This is a genomic window from Candidatus Eisenbacteria bacterium (assembly GCA_035712145.1).
In the GTDB taxonomy this organism is placed as follows: Bacteria; Eisenbacteria; RBG-16-71-46; order RBG-16-71-46; family RBG-16-71-46; genus DASTBI01.
This window is the reverse complement of record DASTBI010000064.1, coordinates 1-8,251: the sequence shown is the minus strand read 5'-3', so window position 1 is coordinate 8,251 and position 8,251 is coordinate 1. Positions and strand designations below refer to the sequence as shown.

Here is an 8,251-nt window from a genome sequence, read left to right as displayed (position 1 = left end):
GCCTTCTTCGAGCATCGGGGCGACCGCTGGATCATGACGATCTTCGTGGCTGGCGACTGAGCCCGAACGAGCCTCACTCCCTCGATTCGAACCTGCGGCTCTTGTCGTTCCCTGGTCCGGCCGATAACCCCGCCATGCGGGTGATTCAGATTCTCCTCGAGCGCTTGATCGCGCTGGTTTTCGGGCTGGTGAGCACCGTAGCCATGATCCAGTGCCTGGCGATCGTGGCGGCGGTCGGCAGCGCGATCGCGGTCTCTCAAGAGAGAGGAACGCCCGATTGGGCGGTCCAGCCGCTGATCCTTGGCGCGAGCGTGTGCCTGATCTTCTTCGTTGGCGGCACCGTCCTCAAGGTCGTGGCTGCGCGCTCAGGTCTTGAGTCCACGTGGGGAGAGGACGACGAATCGCTTCGCCTGCAATGGCTCGCTCCCGCGTCCATCCCAATGCTCGTGCTCCCCTCCATCGCCTTCTTTCAGTCCGGGAGGCTGATCCAATTGTGGAGCGAAGTGCTCGCGATCATCCAGCGCTTCGGCGGCGTGGAGCGGATCAGGGAGTCCGACGGAATTGGGCTGCTGTTGCTGCCTGCGGCTGCTGTGCTACTGGTCCCCTTCCTCGAAGCGATGGCTGGCGTCTTCCTGATCGCGGTGCCGCCGCTGCTTCTTCTCCTCATGGCGACGAGGAGCCGCCGGTTCCGGCTGGAGTCCACGAGACTCGTGATCGTCCAGTGCTCGCTCATCGCGGCCTCCGTCCTCGGCGCCGAGTTGTTCGGCCAGCTCGTGGATCTGGCCGCGCCTCACATTCTGGCTGCGGGCGAGCGTGAAGGCGTGATGGTTCTTCAGGCGCTGACGCGTGGGTGGTCCGTGCTCACTGGGACCGCGATTGTCTACTCAGGGCTCGCGTTGGCGAACGCCCTGTCTCTTTGGATCCTCGTCGCCGGAACTCGCCCAAAGGAGCCGGTCGTCGAGTTGCCCGCGTACGGGAGCTCGCAGGGGACGTAGAGCATTCAGTTCGTCAGGCGGAATGTATAGACTCCCGTCCATGGACGATCAGACCGCCGAACTGCTGACGCGACTCCGCAGCAAGCTCCAGGATCCCGGGCTCAGCGATGACGACCGGGAGCTCCTGACACGACTCTCCGTCGATCTCGAATCCCTCCGCCAATCCGGCCGACTCCCACCCCATCACCACCGGTCGCTGATCGAGCGGCTCGAGGAATCGATCACTCGCTTCGAGGTCTCACACCCGGACGTGACCAGCCTGATGGCGCAGGTCGTTCAGAAGCTCGCCGGCATGGGAATCTGATCCATGGCCCTCTTCTCCCGCGAGTCGCTGGACTTTCTACGCGGCCTCTCGCGCCACAATCACAAGTCCTGGTTCGAGGCGCATCGCGAAGACTACGAGCGGGACGTGAAGCAGCCGATGGGCGACCTGGTGGAGGAAATGGATCTTCGGCTCGGCTCTTTCGCCCCCGAGATCACGGGTGATCCGAAGCGATCGGTCTTCCGCATCCACCGCGACGTCCGATTCTCTCGCGACAAGTCACCCTACAAGACGCACGCAGCCTGTTGGTTCTTCCACGCCCGAGGCTCGTCGAAGGTCGGGCGGGAGGCTCACGGGGGCGGCGCGGGCTTCTACTTCCACCTCGAGCCGGGGAACTCCATGGTCGGCGGCGGATGCTGGATGCCACCTCGACCGGCCTTGAACAAGTTCAGAAGCGCCATCGCCGGCGATCCGAAGGGCTTCGAGCGGATCGCCGAGGCCCCCACCCTCGTCAAGCGCTTCGGCCGGATGACCGATGAAGAGATGCTCAAGGGCATGCCGCGCGGCTATTGCGACGACCATCCTGCTGCACGCTGGCTGCGGTTCCAGTCCTTCACCATCGGGCGCCGACTGACCGACGCACAGGTCACCAGCTCGCGCCTCACCTCGACGCTCGCCGAGGACTTCGAGCGCATGCTCCCGCTGGTTCGCTGGCTCAACAGCAAGCTCGGGCTGGCGCCGATGCGCCAGCGCTGACGGGAGACTCCACTGCGCTTGGTCTCCGGACCAACGCATCGGTTCGCGCCCGAGCGCGTGCCGACCGGATCCGGCGCAATGGTAGGATCCCGCCTCCATGAGATCGTGCATCACAGGTGTGGGTTTTCACGTCCCGCCACGGGTCGTCACGAATCACGATCTCGAGAAGCTCATGGACACGAGCGACGCGTGGATCGTCGAGCGTACGGGCATCCGCGAGCGACACTTCGTCGATCCAGGAACCGGGACCACCGACCTGGCGGTTCAGGCGACACGCCGCGCGCTGGAGGATGCCGGGCGCGAACCGAGCGACCTGGACTTCATCATCTTCGCCTCGACGACGCGCGACTACTTCTTTCCCGGATGCGGCTCGCTCCTGCAGGACGCCCTGGGCTTGTCCACCATCGGAGCGCTCGACGTTCACAATGCCTGCAGCGGATTCGTCTATAGCGTGACCCTGGCGGATGCGTTGGTACGTGCCGAGCAGAACCGCTGCGTGCTCGTGGTGGGCGCCGAAGTGCAAAGCACCGGGTTGGATCTCTCGACGGCCGGCCGCGACATGGCGGTCCTCTTCGGCGATGGCGCGGGAGCCGTCGTCATCGAGCCCTGCGGCGATGATCGTGGCGTGCTCGCATCCGTGCTCCACAGCGAGGGCAAGTACGCGCAGGAGCTCTGGGCCGAGGTGCCTTCCTCGAAGGTGATGGGCCGCATCACGCCGGAGATGATCGCCGAAGGCCGCCAGTATCCACGCATGAGCGGGCGCCAGGTCTTCAAGCACGCGACGACTCGATTCCCGGAGGCCATCCTCGAGGCGCTGAAGAAAGCGGGGCACTCGCTCGAGGACGTCGCCCTGGTCGTGCCGCACCAGGCCAATCAGCGAATTTCGGATGCCGTGGCTGAGAGACTGGGACTCCCTTCCGAGAAGGTATTCCAGAACATCGACCGCTACGGGAACACCACCGCCGCGAGCATCCCGATCGCGCTCGCCGAGGCCCGGGCCGCGGGCCGCATCAAGTCTGGAGATCTGGTGGTGCTGGCGGCGTTCGGCGCGGGATTCGCCTGGGGGGCGGTGGCGATCCGCTGGTAGCTCGCGGAACGGGATTCAGTGGTGCACCCCGTCAGTACCTCGAATGCACTCCGATCCGGAAGGTCCGCGGCGCGCCGGGAGTGATGTTGTTGTTGTTGTGCGCGGTCGCGTAGTAGCCCCTATCGAACAGGTTCTCGACGTTGACCTGCAGCGCCACCCGCTCGTTCAGGCGTGCGAAGGCGGCGGCGTCGGCGCGCGTGAACGCGGGCAGCGTGACTGCGTTGTCGACGGCCGTGAACATTTCCGCCTGGTGGAGCACGCCGAGTCCGAGGGCGAGGCCCCGCACGAGCTCGTAGCGGTTCCAGAGCGAGACCGTGTGGCGCGGCGTCAATGCGGGGGTGGCTCCGGCGAGCGCCTGGGTGGTCCGGCTCGTGATCTCGGCGTCCTGCAGGGTCGCGCCCGCGAACACCTGCCAGTGCGAGGTGACGTTGCCGCTCACGCCGAGCTCGAGCCCCTGGCTGCGCTGGCTGCCGGTCTGGATCGTGTGCGTGGGGTCCAGCGGGTCCGGCGCGGACGTGTTCTCGCGGTCGAGCTGGTATGCCGCCAGCGTCACCGACTGCGAGCCGCCCTCCCACTTGAGGCCGACCTCGTAATTCGTGAACTGCTCGGGCTCGAGCGTCTGGGTCGTGACGTTGAGCGACGTGAAGGTCGCTCCCGAGCTGGGCAGGAACGAGACGCCATAGCTGCCATAGGCGGACAGTGACGACAGGGGCTTTAGCACGACGCCGAGCCGAGGCGAAATCTCGCGATCGGTACGGGCGAGGTCGGTGCCGTTCCGGTTGTTGTGGTAGTCGATGTCGAAGTGGTCGAAGCGCACGCCGGCGACGGCTTGCGCCCACGGCGCGAATGCGACCTGATCCTGCAGGTAGGCGCTACCCACCAGCACGCGCGTGTGCGCATCGGCGTCGGTTGCGCTCTGGCGGAACGTGACCGGCGTGCCGGTGGTGAGCGGATGGCTCACCGGGACCTGCACGGAGGTCGTCGAGTCATGGAAGTAGCCGGTATGCCGGAGCGCATCGGTGGACTGCCAGCCGAATTCGCCTCCCCCGAGCAGCACGTGGCTCACCGATCCGGTCTTCAGTTCGTAGGTGAGATCGGTCTGGTTGAACACGTTCGTACGATCCATCCGGTTGTTGTAGGCCTGGATCGTGACCAATGTCCCCGCCGGGTTCACGGCTCCGGGATAGACGTTTTGATACATCTTGTCGTAGCCGGCGACGCGCGCGAGATTGCGCAGCTTGAATCCGGACGGCGTCGCGTACTCGAGCGTCGCGCTGCCGGAGTTCACCGTGGCGCGCGACCAGCTGATCGTCGGATCGCCGAAGAACGTGGACGGTTCGGTGTCGAACGGCTCGCCGTCGAATGACGGAATGCCCCGGTCGGCGGTGCGGTCGTCGTGGAACAGCTCGTACGCGGCACGAACCTGGGTCTGCTTGCCGAGGGGGATCGTGACCGTCGGCGACACGCCGTAGCGCTCGAGATGCACCTGGCTCCGGTAGCTGTCCGAGCTCTCGACCATGCCGTTGACGCGCCCTGCCAGCCCGTGACCGAACGTCGCGCCGACGTCGGTCGCGGCGCGAAAGCTCTGGTGCTCGCCGCCCCCGAGCGACACTTCGCGGGGAGTCCCCCAGCCGGCCACCTTGGTCACGCGGTTGATCAGCCCGCCTCCCGCGCCGCGACCGAAGATCATCGCGTTCGAGCCGCGCGGCACCTCGACGCGCTCGAGGTTGTAGAGGTCGCGCAGATACTCGGCGTCGTCTCGCACGCCGTCCACGAACAGGTCGCCGTTGCCGCCATTTCCACGGAACGTCGGCTGATCGCGATTGCCCTCGCCCTGTCCCATGGTCACACCAGGGACGTACCTCACGACGTCGGCCAGGCTGGACATCTGCTGGTCGGCGATCAGGTCGCGGGTGATCACGCTCATGGACTGCGGAACGTCGCGCAGTGGCGTGTCGGTCTTCGTGAGCGTCGTCGTGCGGAGCGCGCGGTACTGGCGCTTGGCGACCACCTCGATCGCCGGGATGGGAACCGGCGGGCGGTCCAGGATCGAGTCGCGAACGGCGTCGGAGTCGGCTGTTGCCGCGTGAGCGAGCTTCGGAGCTTGGACGAGCAGCAGCAACCACAGCGTGAGTAACGGAGTGCACGCACGGCGACACGAACAAGTCATGAGTTCCTGGGGCTCCTCAGATCCAAGGTGATTCGGCGAGCGCTGGAAGTGGTTCAGGCCAGCTCGGCGAGAGGTCGAGTTGCGGATGCGACCGACTCACGCCTCGCGTTTGGGCAGTTCGAGAGGTTCGACGATGCTGCAGTACGACTCGACCGGGCCGCGCATCGCGCACGTCGCGCAGCGAGCATCCGCGCTGCAGCGCCGGTGGAAGCCGTGGAACGTTTCCAGCTCCCCCATGAACTCCGGGCGCTCGGCCGCGAATCGCAGGAAGTCGAGGAGGCGATCCGCGACCTCGTGGCTCACGACGTGTTCCCAGCGGCAGGCCTCGGCGGAGGCCCGTTCGGGCGACAGCCCCATGATCTCGGTCAGGAAGGCGAGCACGATCGTGTAGCGACTGCGCACGTCGGCGGCCACGCGGCGGCCGGTCGGCGTGAGGACGGGAAAGCGGGCGGCATCGAACTTCACCAGGCCACGCTCGGCGAGCTGCCCGAGGGCGAGCGACACGCTGCCTTTCGTCACGCCCACGCGAGTTGCGATGTCCACGACCCGCGCGTAGCCGCGCTCCTCGCGGAGCTCGAGGATCGCGCGCAGGTAGTGCTCGGTGCTCGCCGACGGCTCTCGCACGCTGCGCGCCGCATTGGGTTTGGCCATCAAACCTCCACTTAGGGCAATGGGACTCAGGTTTGAGTGACCAAACTAGTCGGCAGCTCCGGGTCCGTCAAGGAGGATGTCGGCGCCCGGGGTGGGTCAGCGAGCCACGGTCGTCACACCACGACGCCCATGGCGCGGCGATCGTCCCGCCGCTCGGCGGAGTACTCCTCCCACGCCGCCGCCAGGCGCTCGATCCCCTCCGCCATCTGACCGGGGTTGCTGACGAACGGGAGCCGCAGGTGATCGTGGAAGCGGCCGGTCGGAGAGTTGGACGTTCCCGGAACGATCGCCACCGCTCGGCGGCGCGCCAGGGTGGCCAGCTCGGCGACGTCACCGAACGGGATCTGCAGCCACAGCGAAAGGCCGCCGGCAGGGCGCCGGAATTTCCAGCTCGGCAGATGCCGCGCGAGCAAACGTGATGTGTGATCGAGCCGCTCGCGCGCCTGCCGACGGCGAGTCTCCCTCAGCTCGCCGGCGTGTTCGAGCACACGGACCGCCACCGCTTGCGAAACGATCGACCCGCTGAGGTCGGTCACCACCTTGAGGCGGGCGAGGCGGGTGATCACCGCTTCCGGGCCGCGAATCCAACCCACGCGAAGCCCTCCCCAGAAGAGCTTGCTCAGCGAGCCGACGGTCAGCCACAACGCGCCTTGCGCCAGCGCCGCGAGCGGCGCGGGCGGCTCACCTTCGAGCGTGAGATCGGCGAGCGCCAGGTCCTCGATCCACATCGATGAAGAGCCTTCGGCGATTCGTGCCACTTCGCGTCGTTCCGACTCGGGGAGGATCGAACCCGTGGGGTTGTGCCCGGTGGGAACCAGGTAGACCGCGCGCGGCGCGACCCGCGCGACGGTTTCGCGCAGCGCTTCGACCTGGACGCCGAATGCACCGGACGCCACGCCCTCGAGTCGGGCTCCGAACGCGGTGAACGCATCGATCGCCCCGAGATACGTCGGATCCTCGAGCACCACGCGATCGCCGGGCTCGATCATCAGATTGGCGAGAAGCGAGATCGCCTGCTGTGCACCGCTCGTGACCAGGACCTGATCGGGGCGCGTCGGCAGTCCCGAGCGCTCGAGGTGCGCGGCGATCGCCTCGCGGAGCGAAGGCAGCCCGAGCGGCACGTAGCCATGTCCCTGGAGCAGCTCCGACAGGTCGGCCCGCGACTCGTTCCACAGCCTCTCGAACACCTCCGGCATTCCCTCGAAGTGCGCGCCGTGGAACTCGATGTCGGCTCCGGTGTGCACCACCAATCCACGGAAGACTTCGTTGCGTGAGCCCATCACCGCGGCCGCGCCTCCGCGAACCGCGAGCACTCGGCTTGGTCCGCGGCGGACGGTCGTCCCGCTGCCCTCGCGGCTCTCGAGCCAGCCTTCCTGGACCAGGCGGTCGTAGGCCAGGACCGCGGTGGTGCGGCTCACCCCCAGCATCTCGGCGAGCTGTCGCTGGGCCGGAAGTCGCGTCCCCATGGCCAGCTCTCCGCGCTCCATGGCTTCGCGGAGGGCGTCGGCCAGCCGCTGATAGAGGGGGCCCTCTCCCCCCTTCCACTCGCCCAGAAGCTCCCGGAATCGCCTCGTAGCCATGAACTCCCCAGTCCACTTTGGTCTGATTGGCTATTGATTGGCTCCCATGATAGGCCCCATTCTGGTCCTGGAGCCAGTACTAATCGCAAGGGGGCGCTCGATGATCAACAAACCGGACACTGGATTGGCTACAACTTCGGCCCTGCCGACCTGGGCCTTCCTCGATGGGAAGATCCTCCCCTACGCAGACGCCCGCTTTGGACTGCTCACTCACGCGCTCCACTACGGGACCGGCCTCTTCGCCGGCGTCCGTGCCTTCTGGAACGAGGACGAGCGCCAGCTGTTCGTGTTCCGGCCCGAGGACCACTTCCGTCGCTTCCGCGATTCGGCTCGCCTGCTGCGCATGGACCTCGCCTTTTCGGTCGACGACCTCACCCGCGGCGTGATCGACCTGTTGCGCAAGGAGGGTCTCGAGCAGGACGTCTACATCCGGCCGATCGCCTTCTACGGCGACGAGAGCCTCGGCGTGCGCCTGCACGACCTGACCCCGCGCGTCGGAATCGCCGCGTTCCCCACGCAGTTCATGGATCGCCGCGATGGCGCGCACGTCTGCTTCTCTTCGTGGCGGAGGGTCTCGGACAACTCCATCCCTCCCCGCGGCAAGTTCGCCGGCTCGTACGTGAACTCCGCGCTGGCCAAGACGGACGCCGTGCTCGCTGGGTTCGATGAGACCCTGCTGCTCAACGAGGCCGGCCACGTGTGCGAAGGCTCGGTCGAGAACGTCTTCATCGTCCGGCGCGGCGAGCTGGT

General features: G+C 66.8%; 8 protein-coding genes. 5 read left to right on the top strand and 3 right to left on the bottom strand.

Features of this window, described 5'->3' with window-relative positions; translation table 11 throughout:
* From VFQ05_03780 to VFQ05_03765, 4 genes are all read left to right on the top strand, one after another.
* On the top strand, positions 1-995 hold a 995-nt coding region (locus tag VFQ05_03780), incomplete at its 5' end, for a hypothetical protein (GenBank protein HET9325869.1).
* 40 nt (positions 996-1,035) lie between these two features.
* On the top strand, positions 1,036-1,299 hold the full coding sequence (locus VFQ05_03775) for a DUF4404 family protein (protein ID HET9325868.1): 264 nt from the start codon (positions 1,036-1,038) through the stop codon (positions 1,297-1,299).
* A gap of 3 nt (positions 1,300-1,302) precedes the next feature.
* The gene (locus tag VFQ05_03770) at positions 1,303-2,013 is read left to right on the top strand and encodes a DUF2461 domain-containing protein (protein HET9325867.1); all 711 of its coding nucleotides are present in this window, start codon (positions 1,303-1,305) and stop codon (positions 2,011-2,013) included.
* Positions 2,014-2,110: 97 nt separating this feature from the next.
* A complete protein-coding gene (locus tag VFQ05_03765) occupies positions 2,111-3,100 on the top strand; it encodes a beta-ketoacyl-ACP synthase III (GenBank protein HET9325866.1) in 990 nt (329 codons plus the stop codon).
* A 31-nt stretch (positions 3,101-3,131) separates the two neighbouring features.
* Here the strand turns inward: VFQ05_03765 and VFQ05_03760 are convergent, their stop codons facing one another.
* From VFQ05_03760 to VFQ05_03750, 3 genes are all read right to left on the bottom strand, one after another.
* On the bottom strand, positions 3,132-5,270 hold the full coding sequence (locus VFQ05_03760) for a TonB-dependent siderophore receptor (protein ID HET9325865.1): 2,139 nt from the start codon (positions 5,268-5,270) through the stop codon (positions 3,132-3,134).
* A gap of 96 nt (positions 5,271-5,366) precedes the next feature.
* Positions 5,367-5,921: a metal-dependent transcriptional regulator gene (locus tag VFQ05_03755; protein HET9325864.1), complete on the bottom strand. Its 555-nt coding sequence runs from the start codon at positions 5,919-5,921 to the stop codon at positions 5,367-5,369.
* Between the two features lie 113 nt (positions 5,922-6,034).
* On the bottom strand, positions 6,035-7,501 hold the full coding sequence (locus tag VFQ05_03750; protein HET9325863.1) for a PLP-dependent aminotransferase family protein: 1,467 nt from the start codon (positions 7,499-7,501) through the stop codon (positions 6,035-6,037).
* A gap of 124 nt (positions 7,502-7,625) precedes the next feature.
* On the opposite strand from VFQ05_03750, the gene VFQ05_03745 reads away from it, so the two are divergent.
* Positions 7,626-8,251, top strand: a 626-nt coding sequence (locus VFQ05_03745; protein ID HET9325862.1) for an aminotransferase class IV, incomplete at its 3' end; no start/stop codon positions are given.